The organism is Nocardia sp. NPDC004718 (assembly GCF_053601535.1).
Genome location: NZ_JBSGCA010000013.1, coordinates 53195 through 72412, shown reverse-complemented (window position 1 = coordinate 72412; position 19218 = coordinate 53195). Strand labels below are relative to the sequence as shown.

Sequence of the window (19218 nt, the reverse complement as noted above, 5' to 3'; positions counted from 1 at the left end):
CGTCGCGCCGTCGCACCGAAGGAATCGGTCACGCGCGGCGCCATGCCGGATCACTCGCCCGGCGGCCGTGGCGTGCCCGTCTCGTGCGCTCGGCGCTTGTGCTTCCAGCGGTCCGGGTCGGCTTCCAGGGCGGCGCGGTCCCAGTGGCCCAGATCGGCGGCGGCCTCGTAAGTCGTCTGGAGGAATTCGAGCAGCGCGCGTTCCGGGGCGGGGGCGGTGCGAACGGCCTCGTACGGCAGGAGGAACTGACCGTTCTCCCGGCTGTAGAAGGCTTCTCGCGGGCCGACCGGGTGCTCGGCGAACCCCGCGGGCTCCGGGTACGCGTAGGCGTAGAAGGCGCCCTCCGCCCCGCCGCCCGGCCAGAAGCCACAACTGCTCAGTTCGTGCGAGTAGCCCTCGACCATGACCCAGTCGCCACAGTTCGGCGCGCCACCCGGGTGTCGTGGAGCCGCCCGCCCCGAGAAACGGGTGCACGCCAAGTCCATCGCGCCCCAGAAGAAGTGCACCGGACTCACTTTCCCGATGAAGCGCGCACGGAACTCGTGCATGACCCGGTCGGCGGCCAGCAGTTGCCGCCAGAACAAGGTGGCGGCCGCGGCGTCGTAGGAGCGATGTTCGTAGTCGTCGGCGAACGGGATGGCGAGTTCGACCTCGTTGGGCTTGGCCTCGATTCGCACCGGAATCCCGAGTTCCTCCAGCGCCGCGACGGTTTCGGCGTAGAAGGCCGCCACCGGTTTGGGTTCCAGCGCGACCTGCCGGTCGCGGCCGTCGCTGGACCGGATGTGTAGTCGATGATCGAGGAAATCGAATTCCATATCGAAGCATCCCGCCGGGTGCGGAATGGCGGAGGTGGTGAGCCCTCTCGGGCTGACGTAGAAGGTGACCTGCCACCAATGGTTGACCAGCGGGGTGTACGAGAGCCTGATCTTGCCGATGATCTGCGTCCACATGTGCAGCGTCTCGCGCGTGGGAGTCCAGTCGTCGACGCGCAACGCCGGCCACGGCTCGGGCGCGATTCCTGAGCCTGTCACTGCCGCACCTCCGTCGTCTCGGGATTCTCGGTGCCAGTGCCGCACGCGGACGCCTGCGGAGGCGCAGCGCAGCGCCCACCGTACCCGGTGCGCCTACGTGGTGAAGCGGGACATGCAAAACGATTGGCAACTGTTTGGCAACATCGCGGGCAGCAGCGGCGGGTCGGGCCGATCGGCTCGGCGGACTAGAAGGAACGGCTCGCGGCGCGGCGAAGTGTCAAGATCGCCGGGGCCACCCGTCGTGCGGCGATGGCATGCCCGCCAACGGCAGCGCTGCGCCGCGCTCGGTCGCCCGGGCTTTCCGGCGGGGACCCGGATCCCACACCATTGCCGCGGCCGCACCGCCGAGCAGAACCACGACGATGGCAACGATCACCACCCACAGCAGTACCACCGCTATTTCTCCAGTCATCCCCGTCCGCTCCATATGGCGCGTTATCCCCAGGCGGACAATTACTTTCGTGATTGCGAGCATTCTTCACACGTCGCGCGCGCCTGCGCGAATCGACGCGCGGATTTCGTGGTGTGCCAGCACCCGGGCACACGGAATTTGGGATACGTCTGGTAACGCATAATGGCGCGACCGGACGGCGACGGCCCGGCCTCCGTCCCGGCGCTCGCGCCGGCGTCCCCGCGGCCCGTGCCTGACGCACGCGCCCCGTGGGCCACGCGGACACCGCCCGGACGAGCGCGATCGACTGTTGGGGTCGCCGCCGCGCGAGCCGAGGATCGTTCGCAGGCGAAGTTCAGCTCGCCTCGAAAGCGGTGGCGACCATGGAGCGCACCTGCTCCATGGTGGCCGCGCCGGATTCCCTGGCCACGGAGGTCATATCGACGTCGGGGAGCCCGCACGCGACGGCCCAGTGCCATGGCTCGAGGTCGCCGTTCACATTGAGGGCGAAGCCGTGACTGGTGATCCCTCGGCTCTGGCGCATGCCGATGGAGACGATCTTGCGGCCGGTGTGCCGGGTCCACACGCCGGTGAGCAGTTCGGAGCCGGGCGGAGTGTCGCGGCGTTCGGCGGGCACGCCCAACCGGCCGAGTGCCTCGATCAGGCGGAACTCGACCTCGCGGATGTAGTCCACCACTCCTTCGCCGGAATCGAGCCGGACGACGAGATAGCCGACCAGCTGGCCGGGACCGTGATAGGTGAGCTGGCCCCCGCGGGTGGTCTGCACGACCGGGATGTCGTGTGCCGGGTCCGGCAGGTGCTCCTGCGGCGTCTTCCGCCCGATGGTGTAGACCGGCGGATGGCTCAGCAGCCACAGGGTGTCCGGCCGCGCGCCGCTGTGGCGTTCTTCGACCAGCTCCCCCATGCGTTCCATGGCCTTGTCGTAGTCGACGAGGTCGTCCTGGATCAAAGTCAACGGCCGGGCTCGCATGCTCCGACGATATAACTCCCCGCCGCACTGGGAATTCGCCCCATCGCCTGTGCAGTCCTCCGCACCGAGCATCACTCCGGTATGGAGTTCTCGATCGGCCGTCGAAGTACCGTGGGCAGCCCGAACGGCCGGAACAAGTCGTCGCCGAGGAAGACGGTGATGCGTTCTATGGCGGTATCCGTGGTGCCGAGAACGTGGATCGAGTGCGCGCGGTGGGTACCGTCCGCGTCGCGCAGGTAATAGGCGACGGCGGGTTGGGTGTTGGCGGCTGTCGGCACGGCGCGCCAGGTGTCGCCATCCCGGGCCGCCTTGTCGGCGAAGAAACCCACTACGTGGGCGCGGCCCGCGAACCACAACAGGGCGGGCGGCATTTCGAGCACCACGTCGTCGCGCAGCAGTTTGCTCAACTCGTCCATATCGCCGTTACCGAATGCGGTGACGTAGCGGTCGATCATCGCGCGCTCACCGGGGCTCAACGACTCGGACGTCCGATCGATCATGGGGGTGGCCTTCTCGAGCTGGGCGCGGGCGCGTTGCAGCGCGCTGTTGACCGCGGCGGGGGAGGTGCCGAGCAGGTCGGCGACCTCTGCGGCGGACCAGGCGAGCACGTCGCGCAGGATGAGCACCGCGCGCTGGCGGGCGGGCAGATATTGCAGCGCGGCGATGAAGGCGAGGCGGATGCCGCTGCGCGCGGCCACCACGGTCGCCGGATCATCCGCCGAGCCGCCGAGCAGCGCGTCGGGAATCGGCTCCAGCCAGGACACTTCGGGATGCCGGGCCGGCCGGGTCTGGAGAGTGGCGGCCGGTCCGTTCAGATCGGTGGGCAAGGCCCGCCTGCCACGCTGTTCGAGCGCGGTCAGGCAGGCATTGGTGGCGATCCGGTACAGCCAGGTGCGCAGCGAAGCCCGCTGCTCGTCGAACCGGTCGGCGGCACGCCAGGCCCGAACCAAGGTCTCCTGCACCAGGTCTTCGGCATCGTGGACGGACCCGAGCATGCGGTAGCAGTGCGCTAGTAACTCCGGCCGGTAGGCCATCGTCTCGGCCGTGAAGTCGGCGCCGATCGTCATGGCCGCAACCTACCGAGCCGCGACCGGCTGCGCGTCGGAGCGTGTCGCGACGGGCGCGCCCGCGGGTAGCAGCAGCCCGAGCGCGGCGCCGATCAGCGCCAGCAGCGCCGCCGTGCCGATCGCCGCGGCGAATCCGGCACTGAACGCAGCGGCGGATCCGAGTCCACCGAATGTCGCGAAAACCGCTGCGGGCAAGGCGATCCCGAACGTGCTGCCGAGCTGGCGCAAGGTGTTGAACGTGCCCGACGCCGCACCGACCGCGGCCAAGGGCACCGAACGCAGCACGGCGCTCTGGGCGGCGGGAATGGCCATCGAGACGCCGACACCGCAGAGCACGAACGGCGCGACCATGGCCGGGTAGGACAACTGCGGCCCGGCCGTCAGCGCGAGCCAGCCGTAGCCCGCGGCCTGCATCAGCAGTCCCACCACCACCACCACCAGCGGCCGTTCCCCGAAGCGGTTGACCTGCTTACCCGCCACGGGAGCGACGAGGAACAAGGTGATCGTCCAAGGCGCCAGCCGCACTCCCGCGCCGAGCGGGCCGTGGTGCTGGACCGTCTGCAGGAACTGTGCGAAGAAGAACGCCCCGCTGAAGATCGACCCGAACAGCAGGAAGCCCACCGCGTTGCCGACCGAGAAGCCGCGCGCGGCGAACAGCCGCATCGGGATCAGCGGGGCCGCGGTGCGCAGCTCCCAGCGTACGAACGCGACCAGCGCGATCGCCGCGAGCAAGAACGCGGCGACGACTTCGCCGCTGCCCCAGCCCGCTTCGTCGCCGCGCAGCAGGCCCCACACCGAGCCCAGCGCTGCGGCGCTGGCCAGCCCGATGCCCAGGTGATCGAGCCCGCGTGCCTCGCCACGGCTCTCCGGCAGCCTGGTCAGCATCAGCGGCACGAGCAAGGCAGCGATCGGCAGGTTCAGCCAGAAGATCCACTGCCAGGTCGAGCCCTGTACCACCGCGCCACCGACCAGCGGGCCGCCGAGCGTGGCCAGGCCGGTCACCGCCGCGAAAAGCCCGAGCGCGCGGGTGCGCTGCGCGGGCGGGAAGGCGGCCGACAGCAGCGCCATACCGACCGGCATGACGGCCGCCGAGCCGGCACCTTGCACCGCCCGGGCGGCGACCAGCCAGCCCAGGTTCGGCGCCGAGGCGCACGCGGCCGAGGCCGCCGAGAACAGCAGCACCCCCGCGACCAGTACGCGGCGCCGTCCATATCGCTCGCCGAGCGCCGCGCCCGCCATCAGCAGCACCGCGAAGCTCAAGGTGTAGGCGTTGACGGTCCACTCCAGTTCGGCCAGCGAGGCGCGCAGGTCGAGCTGGATCGCATGCAAGGCGGTGGTGACGACCAGCGCGTCCAGCATGATCATCAACGCGGCCACCGATGTCAGCGCGAGTACCCAGCGCTGTCCCGTGGTCGTTCTCATGGGCGAAAGTCCTCCTCCGATGGGTTCGCCCGTACATACCGGCGCCGCCGCCCCGATTCATCGCAGGTTCGGAGAAAACTTTGTTTCGTGCCGATCGCGGACGTACGAGCTTCCGGCAGGAGCCCGCTTCGGAAAGCGTCGTCGGGAGTTGGCGCCCCGGGTTCCGCCGGGCTCGGCGCCGCCCGCCCCCGCCCCGGCCGACTAGGACGCGGCGAGGCGACCGGCGCGCCGACGTCGCGCGGCAAGCGGCAAAACCAGCATGTAGAGGCCGGAGAACAGCAGCAGAGCCAGCGGCAGCAGCGGCAGGTAGGACACCCAGACGATCGGTTCCTCCTGCGCCAAGGCGACGAAAGTGGCGACAACGGTCGCGACGAAGCCGATGCCCGACCAGCGATGCAGCTGCCGGACCCGCGGTGCGGGCACGACCTGCCGCGGCGAGGTGTTCCCGGCCGCCCGGCCGCGCCGATCGGCGGACCACGACTGTCCGAATACGCCGAGACCGGAGAAGAGAAGCAAGGCGAGCGGGGGTAGAGGCACGTAGGAGACCCACACGGGCCCCTTCAACGCCAAGGCGACGACCGTGACGACGATGGTCGCCGTGAATATGACGGCCAGCCACCGGTGCGTCTGCCTGATCCGTCTGTCCCAGTTCATGAGTCCTCCTCTGTGTGTGAACGGCTCGCGTCCCGACGCTAACGGCAGCGCGCTGACCAGCGCTTCTCGATTCCTGATCGTCTCACTCCGCACACCGGGCGGCCGGGTGAAGGGTTGACAGCGACCCGCCTGCTCGTGTCCTATCTCTTCGCCACGCGGACCGAGTACCTGGCCGTGGCGGTCGTGTTGTCCTCGCTGTACCCGATCGTCCCCGTGGTGTTGGGCGTGACCGCGCTGAAGGAGCGATTGCACAGCAGCCAGATCATCGGGTTGGTCGCCGCCTCGGCCGCCGGCACCGTCATCGCCACATCGTGACGACGGACTCGCAACCTGGCTCTACGCCGTGCGCGGTCCCGTGGAGCATGCAGCGCTGCGCCGCTGAGTTCCGGGCAGCCGGGTCACGCCGTATCGGGTCGCAGTATCGCCGGTCCGTACCAGTGACAGATGAGCAGTGCGAGCTCGACGTCCAGCCGGTCTTCGGCAATGGGCCTGCCGCGTCGCGAAACCGCCCGGCGCACCCGGTATTTCACCGAGTTCGAGTGAAGATCGAGCTCCGCGGACGCTGCCTTGTAGCTCGATCCGGTGCGCAGGAAGACCTGGAGCGTGTCGCGCAGCCGCGCGTCGTTGTCGGTGTCGGAGGCGAGGTCGCCCAGCACGTCGCCGACCCATTCCCGGACTTCGGCGAGGCTCTCACCGAGCAGGGCCGCGACCGACAATCCGGGGTCTTCGGCCGCGACCACCCGGTGTTCGGCGTCCGCTCCCGCCAGCGCTACCGTGCGCGCGTCCTGAGCCAGGCGATGAGATCGGCGGAACCCGGACAGGCCGGGGGCCATCGTTCCGATCGCCACGCTCGGGGCGTCGCGTTGCGCGGCCGCGAATGCACGGATATCGGCGACGGCATCGGGTCGCGCCGAACGGTAGGGCAGCCACGCCCAGCCGCTCAGCTGATCGTCGGCGACGAAGAGGGGCTGCCCGCAGGTTCCCGCGGCCTCGGCCGACCCACGAACGAACCGTTGCAGCTCGGCCAGTTCGTCACCGCGGGCTTCCGTGTCGGGATACCAGACGATGAGCGCCAGGTGATGCCAACGCAGGGGATAACGGATCTGCTCGGTGGCGCTGTCGACGTCGACGGACTCCTTCCCCTTCAGTAGCTCGCGCACACAGAGCGCTCGCACACTGTTGCGGGTGTCCAACCACTGCTCCCGCTCTCCTTCATAGACCGCGACGACCTCCTGGATCACCTGGTCGAGGTAGGTGAACAGCCTGGTGGCGATGGCCCGGCCGACGACGAATCGATCGACCGGCGCGACGTCGACGGCCTGCAACTCGGCGAAGATCAGTTCGGTCGCCCGCCGTTGTCCGATGTGATAGGCGCGCACCAGGGCATTGAGCGGGACGTCGCGCTGGGCCAGACGCTTCGTGTACTCCGTGCCCGCCGACGGCAGGTGGATACGGGTGGCGGGGATGTCGTGACGCAGCGCGTACAGCAGGGTGTCGACGTTTCCCTGCACACTGGCCCTGAGCAGTTCGACGGTGTGGACATCCGCGCGCAGCTCGGGTATCTCTTCCTCGAGCGAGCTGTGGATGCTCGCGCTCATGTCCGTCACCCGCTCGTTCATGCGGGCGGCGATCGTCGCGACACAACGGTCGACCTCGGCTTCACCGTTGCGACGAGAACTCGTCACGAGCCGATCGTATTACCTCGCCGTGCGCGTGGCGACGGATCTCGCCGTCGATATTGTCTCCCGGCGACAAGACAGGCGAGGAATTTGATCCCTGCGCGACGGTGGCGAGAGGAGCTCTGCTTCCTACCGTTGTTATCGAACTACTACGCCGTTGCCGAGGACATCGCATGATGCTTTCTACTCTTCCGGACCGTCGCGCCGCAGCCACCCCGCAGGCACCCGCCCTTGCCGCTGACGGCATCGAACTGAACAACAGCGAATTCCTGTCCGCCGTCCAGCGTGCCGCGTCCCGCCTGCGCGCCGCGGGCGTCACGACCGGCGACGTCGTCGCGACCATGCTGCCCGGCGCCGTCGACCTGGTGGTGTCGCTGTTCGCGATCTGGCGCCTGGGCGCCACGGCCGCCGTGATCGACCCGACGGCGTCCGACGAGGAGGCGAGTCAGCGGATAACCGACGCGGACCCCGAGGTCCTCATCGTCATCGAGCGTCCGCCGGCGATCGACGCTCCGGTCCGGGTCCTGCCCGCCGCGGCGCTCGGCGCGGCGGAACGCGACCCGGCACCGGCGGCGCGGCCCGGCGGGGAGGCGCTGGCGCTGATCACCTACGGCGGCGGCATCCGGGCGCTGCTCGATCACCGGAACCTGGAGGCCATGTGCCGATTCGTGATCGAGGTCTTCGCCCTCACCGATGGCGACCACAGCCTGTCCACGCTGCCGATGCGGCAGCTCTGCGGCATCTTGCTGGGCGCCCTGTCGCCGTTGGTCGCGGGAGGTCGCACTACCTTGGCAGGCCCGCTGGACCCGGAGTCGTTCCTGGAACGGGTCGAGCGAATCCGGCCCACCTACTCCTCCGCCTTCCCGAGCCTGTACGCGGCACTGACCGATCTGCCCGGCCGGGCGCGGTGGGACACCTCGTCGGTGCGTTTCGCCCTGTGCTGTGCGGCACCGGCCGGAAGCGAACTACGAAGCAGGTTCGAGCACCGCTTTGGTATACCCATCGTCAACGGATACGGGCTGAAGGAGGTCATCGCGCGGGCCCACGCGATCCGTTCACCGGCGGCGGGGGAGTCGAACCGCGCGTCCGTCGCGTCTTGACCCGCCACGGGTGAGCACCGCACGACCGATGTTCGGCTACCAGGGCAGGGCGCCGTCGGCGTCGAAGTATCCCCCCGTGGGGCCGTCATGGCCCAGCCGCGCCATCCGCACGATGATCTCGGCGCCTTGCTCGACGCTCTGCAGGCCGGTGTTCCCGTTCAGATCGGTCTGGGTGAAGCCGGGCTCCACCGCGTTGATCCGGATGTTCGGAAACGCTTTCGCATACTGCACGGTGATCGCGTTGACCGCGGTTTTCGATGCCGGGTAGGCGACGCCCGGGTAGGCGTAGGCCCGGCTGCCGGGGTCGCTGACCCGGGCCAGCGAGGCCAGCCCGCTGCTGACGTTCACCACGACCGGGGCGGCGGAACGTTGTAGCAGGGGGAGGAACGCGTGCAGGACGCGCACCGTGCCGAAGACGTTCGTCTCGAAGGTGTGGCGCATGAGGTCTGCGGTCACGTCCGCGGCGCCGATCACGGTGTTGGTCGCGGTCCATTCCGTGGCGATACCCGCGTTGTTGACCAGCACGTCCAGGCCGCCGTCGGCTTCGATGGCCGCGACGGCGGCCGCTACGGACGCGTCGTCGGTGACGTCGAGCTGGACTGTCCGTCCCCCCAGCTGTTCGGCGGCCCGGCGTCCGCGCTCGACGTCCCGGCTTCCGAGGTAGACGGTGTGGCCCGCGGCGATGAGCCGGCGGGCGGCCTCGAAACCGAGACCTTTGTTCGCTCCGGTGATCAATGTTGTCGTCATGATCACGGACGCTAAATTCTAGAGCGTGCTCGAAGTCAAGCCGCAGCCGGAATCCGGTCCGCCACAGGAAGGTATGAGCATCGCCGAGGCCGCCCGGCGGGCGGGGGTCAGCGTGCACACCTTGCGCTACTACGAACGCGCGGGCCTGGTCGTCACCCCGGTCGACCGCGCAGCCGGTGGCTGGCGGCGCTACCGGCAGTTGGACCTGGACTGGATCGCCGTCTGCACCAAGCTGCGGGCCACCGGCATGCCCATCAAAACCATCCGCCGCTACGCCGAACTCGTCGCCGCCGGGCGCGGCAACGAACACGAACGGCTCGCCCTCATGGAGGCGCATCGCGCCGAGGTGGCAGCCAAGATCGCCGAGTTGCACGAGAACCTCGAACTCATCGACCACAAGATCGACGTCTACCGCGGCAGGCTCGCCGTTGGCGACGCCGATCGGTTGTGGGCGCCCGACCGTCGAGCCGGCGCACGCTGAGCAATCGGCTCCGAAAAGCCTGCACCACAGGGCTAGTGGTCGAGCTGGGACAGGGCGAAGGCGGTGAGGAACCCGGCCACCGTGATCATTCCGACCCACAGATGGGCGTCCTCGAAGGCCTCCGGGATCATCGTGTCGGTGATCATGGCCAGGATCGCGCCCGCGGCCAGGGCGGTGATCGCGGCCAGCGCGGCGGGCGCGGCATCACCGAGCAGCCCGTAGCCCGCCATGGCGGCCACGCCACTGATCACCGCTATCCCAGCCCACAAGCCGAACACGTAGCGCGGGCTGCGGTTCGCGCGGCGCATACCGGCCGCACTGGACAGCCCCTCGGGAATATTGCTGATGAACACGGCGGCCACGGTGACCGCGCTGACGGTTTCGCCGCCGAGCAAACTCGCCCCGATGACGATGGACTCCGGCACACCGTCGAGCAGCGCGCCCAACGCGATGGCCGTGCCCGAGCCGGACTGCTCGGATTCGCTGGGTTGCTGGTCTCCCGAGCGCTTGCGGTGGCGGGCGCCGCGGCGGGCGAGGGCGACATTCGCCAGGGTGTAGATCCCCGCTCCGCCCACCGCGCCGAGGGCGGTGGGCGGCAATCCGGCCTTCTCGTGCGCCTCGGCGATCAACTCGAACGACACCGCCGAAAGCAATACTCCGCTACCGAATCCCATCACGCTGGCCACGATCTTCGTGGGAACGCGCGCCCAGAATCCCACCAAAGCGCCTATCAGCAGGGCGGATCCGGCCAGTAATCCCCATCCGCCCGCAGCCCACAACCCTGACACTCAACCGTCTCCTCACCGCTCGGAACGCGTCGACCAGCGCGGATCATCGCCGGCCACCTGTCCGAGCTACCCGCACCCGCCGGGACGGAAACGAAGCCCAGGAATAGCGGGGAAGGGGCGGCGCATCGGGTCAGGGTGTGGCGGTGCGCGTCGCGGTGATCGCCACCGTCGTGTAGGGCAGGGTGAAACTCCCGCCCATCGCATCGATCGCCGCGCCGACACCGTCGAGCACTTGTGTCAGTTTGTCCTCCGGGAGGCGGGTCATGGAGCCGTGCGTCGGAAGTTGATCGAGCCACTCGTCGCGGGTGTAGGTGCGCTCCCACTGGAAACTCGATTCCAGCGGATCTTCGAATCGACCGGTCTCCCGGATGCCTTCGGCTGCTTTATCCAGCATCTGCCGGTACACCTCCAAGGCTCGCGTGCCCGGCTGGAGGGTGAACGGCGAGTCGGGCGCCACCCGCCGGTACACCACGCCATACGCTTCCGCCACCTCGGTCGGGAGATGGAACACATGCCAGAATGCCGAGAGCACGCCCCGGGGGCGCAGAACCTCCGCCGCTTTTGCCGCCCCCGCGACCGGATCGACCCAGTGCCAAGCCGTTCCCGCGATGACCGCATCGAAGACGCGGCCTGCGCCGTCCCAGGTTTCGAAGGTCGCCACGTCGACCTCCAACCCTTGGTCCCGTGCGAATTCCGCCATCCGCGGATCCGGTTCGACTCCCAGCACCGTGCAACCGGCCGCCTGGAACTGCCGGGCTTCGACACCGGTGCCGCAGCCGACATCCAGGACCGCGCGCCCGGGACTGATGGAAACGATGTGCTCTATCAGGGCTTCGGGATAGCTGGGCCTGGTCCGGTCGTAGCGTTCGGCATTCACCCCGAAGGACTCCGCGATCTGCCGGTGCCGGTGCGGCGTTTCCTCCGGCGAAGGTATAGTGGGCATGCGCCCACTTTAAATGGGCATGCGCCCACTCGGCAACGGGTGGGTTTCGATCCGAACAGAAAGAGGCACCCGTATGCCCACCGGAGTCGCCCTCCGCGACGTGCGCGAGCAGTTGTTCGACGCCGCCGACCGGATCCTGCTCCGCGACGGGCCGAGCGCGCTGACCAGCCGGGCGGTCACCGCGGAGGCGGGCTGCGCCAAAGGCGTGCTGCACCGGCACTTCACCGACTTCGACGACTTCCTCGCCGAACTGGCGACCGCCCGTATCGTCGCGATCGAGCGACGGGCCGCCGCTCTGCGGGAATCCGCCGGGAGCGGCGCCGTGGTCGAGCACCTCACCACCGCGCTGACGGACGTGTTCAGCCCGGTCACCACGGCCATCGTCGGCTTGATCACGTTCCGGGACGAACTGCGCGCACGCCTGCGCCGCGACCGGCCGACCGGCGTCCCCGTCCTTGCGGAAGCGACCGCCATGATCGCCGGGTACCTCACCGCAGAACGCGACCTCGGCCGCATCGCCGCGACCGCCGACGTCGACTCGCTCGCCCCCATGCTGATCGGGACCGCGCACCTGCTGTTCGCCGATCGGGACGCCGGTCCGCCCTCGCGTGAGGCGGTCGGCGGTGCGGTGAGCGCGGTCGTCGCGGGAGTACTGTCCGGCTAGTGTGAGCGCCCAGGTGCAGTCTCCGGCCCGGTGCTCGGCGTCGGGGCTCGGTCAGTGCGCGCCGAGCGCGTCGAGGATCATCGGACGCGCGGTCGCGAGTGCTTGCTGCCAGTAGGGCCAGGTGTGTGTCCCGTCGACGGTGTCGACGCGGGCGGTCATCCCGAGTTCCGCCAGCCGATCACGGAACATCTGGGCGGCGATCGTCGTCATCGACTCGAGGCCCATCGCGTTGACCGTGTTCCCGACTCCGAACGGCACGTCGAGCGGGCCGGGTAGTCCGTTGCCGGTCGAGACGTATATCGGCAGCCCGCGCAGCAATTCGGCCTGTACGGTGGTGTCGTTGCGGCTCCAGGCCGGGTCCCCGACCGGCCCCCACATGTCGTCCACATTGAAATTGCCTTCGTCCCGCATGGCGGCGCGCATCGCTTCGTTCCAGAGTGGGAACGTCGGGTGCAGGAACCCGGAGAACGATCCGGCGAACTTGAACTGGTTGCGATGGTATCCGGCCAGGATCAGTGCGGCGTTGCCGCCCATGGAGGCGCCGACGACGGCATCGTTGGTGCGCGATACGCCGAACCGCTGTAGGTAGGCGGGCAGTTCCTGCGTGAGGAAGGTCTCCCATTTGTACGTCGTCTCTTGGCCGTTCGTGCTGCTCGGCTGGTACCAGTCGGTGTAGAAGCTCGAGTGGCCACCGACCGGCAACACCAGGGTGACGTTGTCGTCCGCGAATTGGGCCAAGGCGTCGGTGTCGGTCGTCCACTGACTGTGGTCGGCGGGCGCGCGCAGGCCGTCGAGCAGGTAGAGCGCCGCGTTTCCGCCGCGAGCCGCCCATTGGACCTGGACTTTGATCGGTCCCATGCTGGACGGCACGGAGAGCTCGCTGAAACCGCGCGCCGGTGCCCGCAATATCGGCGCGTGGATCGGCGCGGCGGTGGCGACGGCCCCGCCGAGGCACGACATGAGCACGGCTGTTGCCATGACAGCGCCGGTCTTTCTCATTCGACCGCGAATACCCCGCTGCTTTCCGGACCGCGCTGCCGCGCCCACCCGCATGCCTCCCACCCGCCTCCTGTTCGGTGACGATAAGTCGAATCTTTTTGTCGCGCAGTGCGAATCGCTTGCTCCGCACTGCGCTGCCGCGCCACGATCGCGAATTCATCCTACGTTGCGCCGTGTTGGCTACCGGGCTCCGTCCCGGTCAGGCATGGGAAGTCGGGACGGACCGCGGTGCGCGGTGTGGACGGCTCACCGACGTCGGCCGACCGCTGTGGCCGCTCGGGGCGATGCGGATTACCGGTCGAGGAAACGAGGGTGAGCGACTCGGTCAAATGGTAGCTCAAAAGTTGCTACGCGGCGGCCCTCTGACGTGTTCGAGAAGTGCGGCGTGTCGCGGCCGGTCGTCGACCCACGAGGAGCCGCGCCGGTTTCCCAGCGGTTGTTCGCTGCCATGGGAAGCCTGGATGTTAACGACGTGGACTTCGCCCCGGGCCGTCCGGGCGTGTTCGCCGACTGGTCGATTTCGCCCAGCGGGAACGCGCTCCGGGCCACTAAGTGGATCTCCGTCGGGTGGGTGAGAAAGCGCTTTGCCGCTTCAAGATTTCTTTTGGAAATACCGACGAGTTGGATATCCGAATCCGAACCCTCGTTACGTACGACTCGGTGTGCTGCGCGCGTGAAAACGATTGATTACCAACGGATTATGTGATCCATGTGGAGACATCAACCCGGCGGGCCGATATCATCGGCTCGTGGGGAACCGGCTTGCGCTGATCGTCGGATCGGAATGCGATGCGATGCCTCGCTTGGGATTTCCCGGCGATTTGGCGCGCGAATTGTCTTCGGCACTCGTGACGTCCGGGGGATGGCGCGCGGTCGACGGCAAGGTCATGGCGCTGACCGATCCGACGTTGACGGATCTACAGTCGGCGATGGTCGAGGCGTTCGAAGAAGCGAACCGGCAACGGGCGATATTGCTCCTCGGTTTCATCGGACACGGGATCGGCATGACCGGTCCGCCTCGGTACTTCTTCCTGGCGAAGGACTCGCCTTCGCCGATGGCCGGTGGCGGCAAGCCGTTCGTCCCTTTCGGGGTGTTCAATCTGTCGGAGGCGATCGGCGGCCTCGCGCAGCGGTATTCCGACATCGACGGCCTGATCGTGCTGGTCGACGCGTGTGAAGCGGGCGGCGCGACGCAGGCCGCGGCCCGGGATTGGTCGGACGCGGTAGCCCGATCCGCCGGCCGGTTGGAGCTGTTGGTCGCATCCGACGACGGCCCGGCGTATAAGGGATGTTTCACGCGTTCCATGCTCGATTTCTTCAGCGTCGGCCTACCGCGCCGTGGCGAACACATCTTGCCGGCGGATTTACGCGACCCCATCGCGAAATCCTGCACATCACAGCTGCCGCAGGCGTTTTCGATGGCCGTCGGTGAGGTCGAGAAGCAGGGCGATCCGGGTTTGTGGTTGGTGCGCAACGTCGCTCGAATGAAGGACGTGGTCCACGGGCGAGCCGACGCCACGACCGTGGACGAGTTGACGACGCGGCTGCATGTCACCGCGACGATGCGCAGGCAACTGAACGAGCTGTCCGACTATGGATTCGAGCGACTGCGCGGCGTCGTCGGCGTCGGCGGCTCCGGTAAATCCGTGCTGATGGCGTTGCTGGTGCGCCCCGGCCTGGCCGACACCTCGGCCACCATCCCGACGGTCGCCGCCGCCGCGAGCGTCGACGCGGCCGTGTTCCTCACCGGGACCGGTACCGCCAAGAAGCTCGTGGACGAGCTGGTCGTCCAACTGCGACGACAGCTACCCGCGCCGGCCGCGCCCGGACAGCCGACGACAGGAACGAATTCGGTCGACCGCGGGCGAGACGACGCGATCACGGCAGAACTACACGATGTGTTGAGCCGGTTTTACGACGCCGAGCGCCGGGTCACGATACTGATCGATGGTCTCGACCTGCCGGACGAGCCCGGGTGGCGTGCGGGCATCGCGCGCACGATCGGCAGTCTCACGACGCTGGAGGACTATGATCACGTGCGCGTGATAATCAGCGCCGGAATCGATTCCGATGTCCTGACGATGCCGGAATTCGCGCGCATGCGGTCGTTCGCGTTGACCGGGCCCACGGCCTCCGATATCCGACTGTTCCTGCGGGCGCATGTGCGCGACCGGCAGGGCAGACCGTGGCCCGAGCAACGGCTGACCGCACTGGTCACGGCCTTGGGTCTGGCGCCGGATACCGTGCCCGACACTCGTGACCGGTCGGCGCGCCCGTGGTCGCCGACCAGTGGCTGGCTCATTCCGCGTCTTGTCATCGACACCGCCACCCTGCTCACCGACGAGCAACTCAACGGCAGAGTCGATGTCGGTGTGCTGGTGCGGCGGAGGCTGGAGGTGGTGCGCGCGTCGCTGGCTCGCACCGGCGGCACTGCCGCGATCCATCGTCTCGGTCTGCTGGTCGCGGTGGTGCTGACCGGTAGCCCGGGGCCGGTGCTTCCGATCGAGGTGGTGTGCGAATCGATCAAGGCCCTCGGCCCGGCGGGCATGCCCGAACCCGAGGTACGCAACCTCACGGTGGCACTCGGCGCGCTGCTCAGCCGTCGCCGCCCGAGTACCCCGGACGAGCACATCGGCGTCGCGCACGCCGCAGTGCACGCGTCGCTGGCTTCGGCGAACGCATCCGCGGGGGTGTCTCGACGGCGCGCCCACCGAGCCGTGCTGAGTGCATTGGAGCGCTGCGGCTCGGCGCAGGCCGCGGCATACCGCGAAGTCGCCGCGGTCCGGCATTATCTGGCTGCGGGGGATCCCGACGGCGCGTTCGCCTTCCTCCAGGGAATCACCCCGGGCGCCGCGAACGAGCAGATGACGCTCTGGGCATCTTGGCTGCCGAGCTTCACCAGCAGACTCGGCCCGTATCACCCGGTCAGCCGCCAAATCGCCGAGACCGTCGACCGGCTGCGCGCGCAGCGCAGACGCGCGGAGACAGCGGAGCGGACAACCCGTCTGGCGCTGCTGGCCGCCGCTGTCGTCGCGGTCGTCGTCGGTGTATGGATCGCCCTCGCGGCACCGACCGGTGATGTGGCGCTCGGTCTGTTCGAGACAACGACCACCGCCGGACCATCGGAATCGGCTCCGCTCGCGGCGACCACGGAGGACGTGGTCGGCGCGACGCTGGACGAGGCGACGACTCGACCGGCCGGCACCCCGACCCCCCGGCAGATCGCGCGCTCGGCCGATCAGTCGGCCATAACGACCACGACCACGACCACGACCACGACGACGACCACCACCAAGCCGCCGGAATGTCCCGTCGTCGTGGATACCCTCCAATTCGGCGCGGTCACCGTCGGCGACACCGCGAAGCAAGTCGTCTCCTTCCTCTGGCGAGGTTGCTACGACGCGTCGAAAGCGTATTTCTCCGGACCCGGCTACAGCATCGACAAAACCGATTGTCCCGGTGCGCAACCCGACACATCTTGCATGATTCGCTTCGCCTTCACTCCTACGGCGAAAGAGAAGTACGACTACAAGTTCGCGATACCGGACAAGAAGGGCGGTCTCGTGGTCCGAATCCTGCTGCGCGGCAGCGGGAAATAGCCTGCTCGAAACGGTGGCGGCTCCACCATCTCGGCGAACCTGCGCGTGAATCCATCCCTGACCATCACCGCCCAAGCCGAACGCGCCATGTCGTTGTGGCCGAACAAAGGCGAGGACGACGTGCGTCCACCTCTCGGCACGGCCTACCGCAGGCTCGCGCCGATCGAGCCGAAGAACCCGGTGGTGCCGGTCGCCGCGCCCGGCGCGTTGCGCCTGCCGATCACCCCGGTCCGAGCGGGCGGAAAACCGGTCGCGTGCGGCCGGTCCCGGTGCCAGGATCGGCGCATGCCCCGCCATCTCGTCCTCGAACCGCTCGACGAAGCGTTGCTCACCGATCTGCTGCACACCGCGGTGGCCGACGCGCATCCCGGCGAGGTCATGCCGGTGGAAGCGCCGGACGCGAGCTGGAATGCCGACCGAGCGGCGGATTTCCGAGCCTTCCACCGCGGCCGCGCGCTGGCGGACCCGCCCGTCGAGTCGACCTACGGCATACGGGTGGACGGCGAGGTGGTCGGCGCGGCACGACTGTGCCGGTTGCCCGCCTCGGACGGCGCCGCCGAGGCGGGAGTCTGGCTCGGCCGCTCCCGCCGAGGCACGGGAATCGGCACCGCCGTGTTCGCCGCATTGATCGAGCGGGCAACCGCCGAGGACTACTCGAGGCTGTTCGTGAGCACGACGCCGGACAACATTCCCGTACTCCGCCTGTTGACCGCACGCGGAATCGACTACGCCCCGGACGGCAACGAGGCCACCGCTTGGATTCGCTGCGGCTGAAGCCAGTTCTCCGCGAGTGAGTGAAGCGAGACCGCGCGTGCGCCGTTCGCTCGGACGCGAGCCATGAGGGGGCCGCGAACACGCCGCGACGAAGTCGCGGCAAAATGGTCCAGTGCGCATCTTCTTGGCCGGTGCGACCGGCGTTATCGGAGTCCGCTTGCTTCCGCTGTTGACCGAGGCGGGGCACGAGGTCGCGGGGATGACCCGATCGGCGGGGAAGGCCGATCCTTTGCGCGCGCTGGGGGCCGAGCCGGTGGTGTGCGATGTGTACGACGCCGACGCCGTGTCCGCCGCCGTGGTCGGGTTCGGGCCCGACATGGTGATGCATCAGCTCACGGACCTGCCGGACGACGCGGCGCTGCTGCCGGAGCGGGCCGAGGCGAACGCGCGCATCCGTACCGAGGGCACCCGTAACTTGATCGCCGCCGCGCGGGCGGCCGGGGCGAAACGCTTTCTCGCTCAGAGTATCGCGTGGGAGCCGCCCGCGGGCCGGGGCGCGGTGATCCAGGAGCACGAAGCGGCCGTGCTGGACTTCGACGGCGTGGTGGTGAAGTACGGCCAGTTCTACGGTCCTGGCACCTACTACGAGACCGAACTGCCCGCGCACCCGCGCGTGCATGTCGACGATGCCGCGGAGCGGACCATTCCGCTGCTGGATGCCTCGAGCGGTGTGGTGATCATCGCCGACGCGTCCTGACCGGCGGTCAGGACGCGCAGGGGCCGGTGTCGACCGGGCGGTCGGAGCGCCATCCGTGGTCGAGCCGGTCGAGGACTTCCGGCAGGCTCGTGGCGAATCCGACATTGCTGTTGTTCTCGTCGACACCGAACACGATGCCCAGCACCCGGCCGTCGCGGTCGACCAGTGGCCCGCCCGAATTGCCGTGCTGGATCGAACCGTCCAAGGTGTAGATCTCGCGCTCCCCGAAACCGGTGCGGTAGATGTCGCGCACCTGGCGTTCGGCCCGCCCGCGCACCCGCGTGGCGGACGCGGTGTAGGACCCGCCCCTGGGGTAGCCGAGCGCGATCGCGTCGTCGCCGGGATCGGCCGGTTCGGGCGCGACGGTCAGGGCGGGCGCGGTGAGCCCGGGGACGGCGAGCACCGCGATATCCATGGTCGGATCGAACCGCACCACAGTCGCGGTGAGCGATCCAGCCGCGGTGTCGACGGAGACTTTGCTGGAGCCCGCGACGACGTGCGCGTTGGTCAGTACGCGCTCCGGCGCGATGACGAATCCAGAGCCGGACTGGCGCACGCCGCAGGTCGGCGCGAGATCCTGGACGCGAAGCACACTCTGGCGCAGTGCGGCGGGCATCGGTCCCTCGACTATGCCCGGATCGGGCGGCGCGAGCGGGCGGCCGAGCCCGGCGTCCACGATCGGTCCGGTGAGCACCTCCGACAGTCCGGACAGCCAGAACGGCGCGACGTCGTCGACGGTCCGCACGGTCGTCGAATCACGCACCACGGCGGACGATTCCAGCGGTGCGGCGAACAGCCACACCACCAGCGGCACCGCGAGCGCGTAGGCGATACATCCGCAGACGGCGTCGGCGCGTTGCGCGACGGGATCGGACACCGTCGCGCGGGCGGCTCGTCCGGCCCGGTGCCCGGCGACCGCGCCGAACGCGACCAACCCGGCGACCACCGTCAGCGCGAGCAGGAGCCGCACGACGCCGGGAGCCAGCTGACCGAACACCGTGGCCGAGAGCGCCGCGCCGAGAATCGCTCCTGCCAGGGCGCCCGCGAAACCGGGCAGCCCCACGATCGCGCCGCGGCGCCAGCCGAGCACCGCGGCCACCACGACGGTGGTGAGCACGGCGAGATCCAGCCAGTTCGGCAAGGTCAACGCCATACTCCCGTCGCTGCTGGTGGACAACGGCGACGGATTCG

Annotated in this window: 19 protein-coding genes and 1 pseudogene; 8 read left to right on the top strand and 12 right to left on the bottom strand. The window is 68.8% G+C overall.

The features are described from left to right. Positions 1-50: 50 nt before the first annotated feature. The 6 genes from ACWEH3_RS12510 to ACWEH3_RS12485 form a co-directional block, all read right to left on the bottom strand. Complete coding sequence (locus ACWEH3_RS12510; RefSeq protein ID WP_450023108.1) at positions 51-1031, bottom strand: DUF5996 family protein; 981 nt, start codon at positions 1029-1031, stop codon at positions 51-53. Between the two features lie 217 nt (positions 1032-1248). Further along, complete coding sequence (locus tag ACWEH3_RS12505; protein WP_450023106.1) at positions 1249-1443, bottom strand: hypothetical protein; 195 nt, start codon at positions 1441-1443, stop codon at positions 1249-1251. A 334-nt stretch (positions 1444-1777) separates the two neighbouring features. Then, positions 1778-2413: a lipoyl(octanoyl) transferase LipB gene (lipB, locus tag ACWEH3_RS12500; protein WP_450023104.1), complete on the bottom strand. Its 636-nt coding sequence runs from the start codon at positions 2411-2413 to the stop codon at positions 1778-1780. Between the two features lie 71 nt (positions 2414-2484). Then, on the bottom strand, positions 2485-3480 hold the full coding sequence (locus tag ACWEH3_RS12495; RefSeq protein WP_450023102.1) for a sigma-70 family RNA polymerase sigma factor: 996 nt from the start codon (positions 3478-3480) through the stop codon (positions 2485-2487). Between the two features lie 9 nt (positions 3481-3489). After that, positions 3490-4902 (bottom strand): MFS transporter, encoded by a 1413-nt coding sequence (locus ACWEH3_RS12490; protein WP_452358315.1) that lies wholly within the window; start codon positions 4900-4902, stop codon positions 3490-3492. A gap of 201 nt (positions 4903-5103) precedes the next feature. Beyond that, positions 5104-5556, bottom strand: coding sequence for a hypothetical protein (locus ACWEH3_RS12485; RefSeq protein ID WP_450025280.1), 453 nt, complete (start codon positions 5554-5556; stop codon positions 5104-5106). A 114-nt stretch (positions 5557-5670) separates the two neighbouring features. Between ACWEH3_RS12485 and ACWEH3_RS12480 the strand changes: the two genes are divergently transcribed. Next, positions 5671-5871, top strand: coding sequence for a hypothetical protein (locus ACWEH3_RS12480; protein ID WP_450025278.1), 201 nt, complete (start codon positions 5671-5673; stop codon positions 5869-5871). An 83-nt stretch (positions 5872-5954) separates the two neighbouring features. Here the strand turns inward: ACWEH3_RS12480 and ACWEH3_RS12475 are convergent, their stop codons facing one another. Then, positions 5955-7241, bottom strand: coding sequence for a PucR family transcriptional regulator (locus ACWEH3_RS12475; RefSeq protein ID WP_450025276.1), 1287 nt, complete (start codon positions 7239-7241; stop codon positions 5955-5957). A 167-nt stretch (positions 7242-7408) separates the two neighbouring features. Here ACWEH3_RS12475 and ACWEH3_RS12470 point away from each other — a divergent pair, with 167 nt between their 5' ends. Next, positions 7409-8335 carry a class I adenylate-forming enzyme family protein gene (locus ACWEH3_RS12470; protein ID WP_450025274.1) on the top strand — a complete coding sequence of 309 codons (927 nt, stop codon included), beginning with the start codon at positions 7409-7411 and terminating at the stop codon, positions 8333-8335. Positions 8336-8371: 36 nt separating this feature from the next. Here the strand turns inward: ACWEH3_RS12470 and ACWEH3_RS12465 are convergent, their stop codons facing one another. Further along, positions 8372-9082: an SDR family NAD(P)-dependent oxidoreductase gene (locus ACWEH3_RS12465; RefSeq protein WP_450025272.1), complete on the bottom strand. Its 711-nt coding sequence runs from the start codon at positions 9080-9082 to the stop codon at positions 8372-8374. A 25-nt stretch (positions 9083-9107) separates the two neighbouring features. Between ACWEH3_RS12465 and ACWEH3_RS12460 the strand changes: the two genes are divergently transcribed. Further along, positions 9108-9563: a MerR family transcriptional regulator gene (locus ACWEH3_RS12460; protein WP_450025270.1), complete on the top strand. Its 456-nt coding sequence runs from the start codon at positions 9108-9110 to the stop codon at positions 9561-9563. A gap of 32 nt (positions 9564-9595) precedes the next feature. On the opposite strand, the gene ACWEH3_RS12455 is transcribed toward ACWEH3_RS12460, so the two are convergent. Further along, positions 9596-10351, bottom strand: coding sequence for a ZIP family metal transporter (locus ACWEH3_RS12455; RefSeq protein WP_379252841.1), 756 nt, complete (start codon positions 10349-10351; stop codon positions 9596-9598). A 130-nt stretch (positions 10352-10481) separates the two neighbouring features. Next, a complete protein-coding gene (locus ACWEH3_RS12450) occupies positions 10482-11294 on the bottom strand; it encodes a class I SAM-dependent methyltransferase (RefSeq protein ID WP_450025268.1) in 813 nt (270 codons plus the stop codon). Between the two features lie 73 nt (positions 11295-11367). On the opposite strand from ACWEH3_RS12450, the gene ACWEH3_RS12445 reads away from it, so the two are divergent. Further along, positions 11368-11958: a TetR/AcrR family transcriptional regulator gene (locus ACWEH3_RS12445; protein ID WP_450025266.1), complete on the top strand. Its 591-nt coding sequence runs from the start codon at positions 11368-11370 to the stop codon at positions 11956-11958. A 51-nt stretch (positions 11959-12009) separates the two neighbouring features. Here the strand turns inward: ACWEH3_RS12445 and ACWEH3_RS12440 are convergent, their stop codons facing one another. After that, positions 12010-13011: an alpha/beta hydrolase gene (locus ACWEH3_RS12440; protein ID WP_450025286.1), complete on the bottom strand. Its 1002-nt coding sequence runs from the start codon at positions 13009-13011 to the stop codon at positions 12010-12012. A gap of 695 nt (positions 13012-13706) precedes the next feature. Here ACWEH3_RS12440 and ACWEH3_RS12435 point away from each other — a divergent pair. From ACWEH3_RS12435 to ACWEH3_RS12420, 4 genes and pseudogenes are all read left to right on the top strand, one after another. Beyond that, positions 13707-16556 carry a hypothetical protein gene (locus ACWEH3_RS12435; protein ID WP_450025264.1) on the top strand — a complete coding sequence of 950 codons (2850 nt, stop codon included), beginning with the start codon at positions 13707-13709 and terminating at the stop codon, positions 16554-16556. A gap of 18 nt (positions 16557-16574) precedes the next feature. Further along, a pseudogene (locus ACWEH3_RS12430) lies at positions 16575-16787 on the top strand (cholesterol oxidase); the annotation flags it as partial. Positions 16788-16841: 54 nt separating this feature from the next. Beyond that, positions 16842-17330: a GNAT family N-acetyltransferase gene (locus ACWEH3_RS12425; RefSeq protein WP_450025284.1), complete on the top strand. Its 489-nt coding sequence runs from the start codon at positions 16842-16844 to the stop codon at positions 17328-17330. Between the two features lie 112 nt (positions 17331-17442). Further along, positions 17443-18027: an NAD-dependent epimerase/dehydratase family protein gene (locus ACWEH3_RS12420; RefSeq protein WP_450025262.1), complete on the top strand. Its 585-nt coding sequence runs from the start codon at positions 17443-17445 to the stop codon at positions 18025-18027. A 7-nt stretch (positions 18028-18034) separates the two neighbouring features. Here the strand turns inward: ACWEH3_RS12420 and ACWEH3_RS12415 are convergent, their stop codons facing one another. Continuing rightward, on the bottom strand, positions 18035-19180 hold the full coding sequence (locus tag ACWEH3_RS12415) for a MarP family serine protease (RefSeq protein WP_450025260.1): 1146 nt from the start codon (positions 19178-19180) through the stop codon (positions 18035-18037). Positions 19181-19218 lie beyond the last annotated feature (38 nt).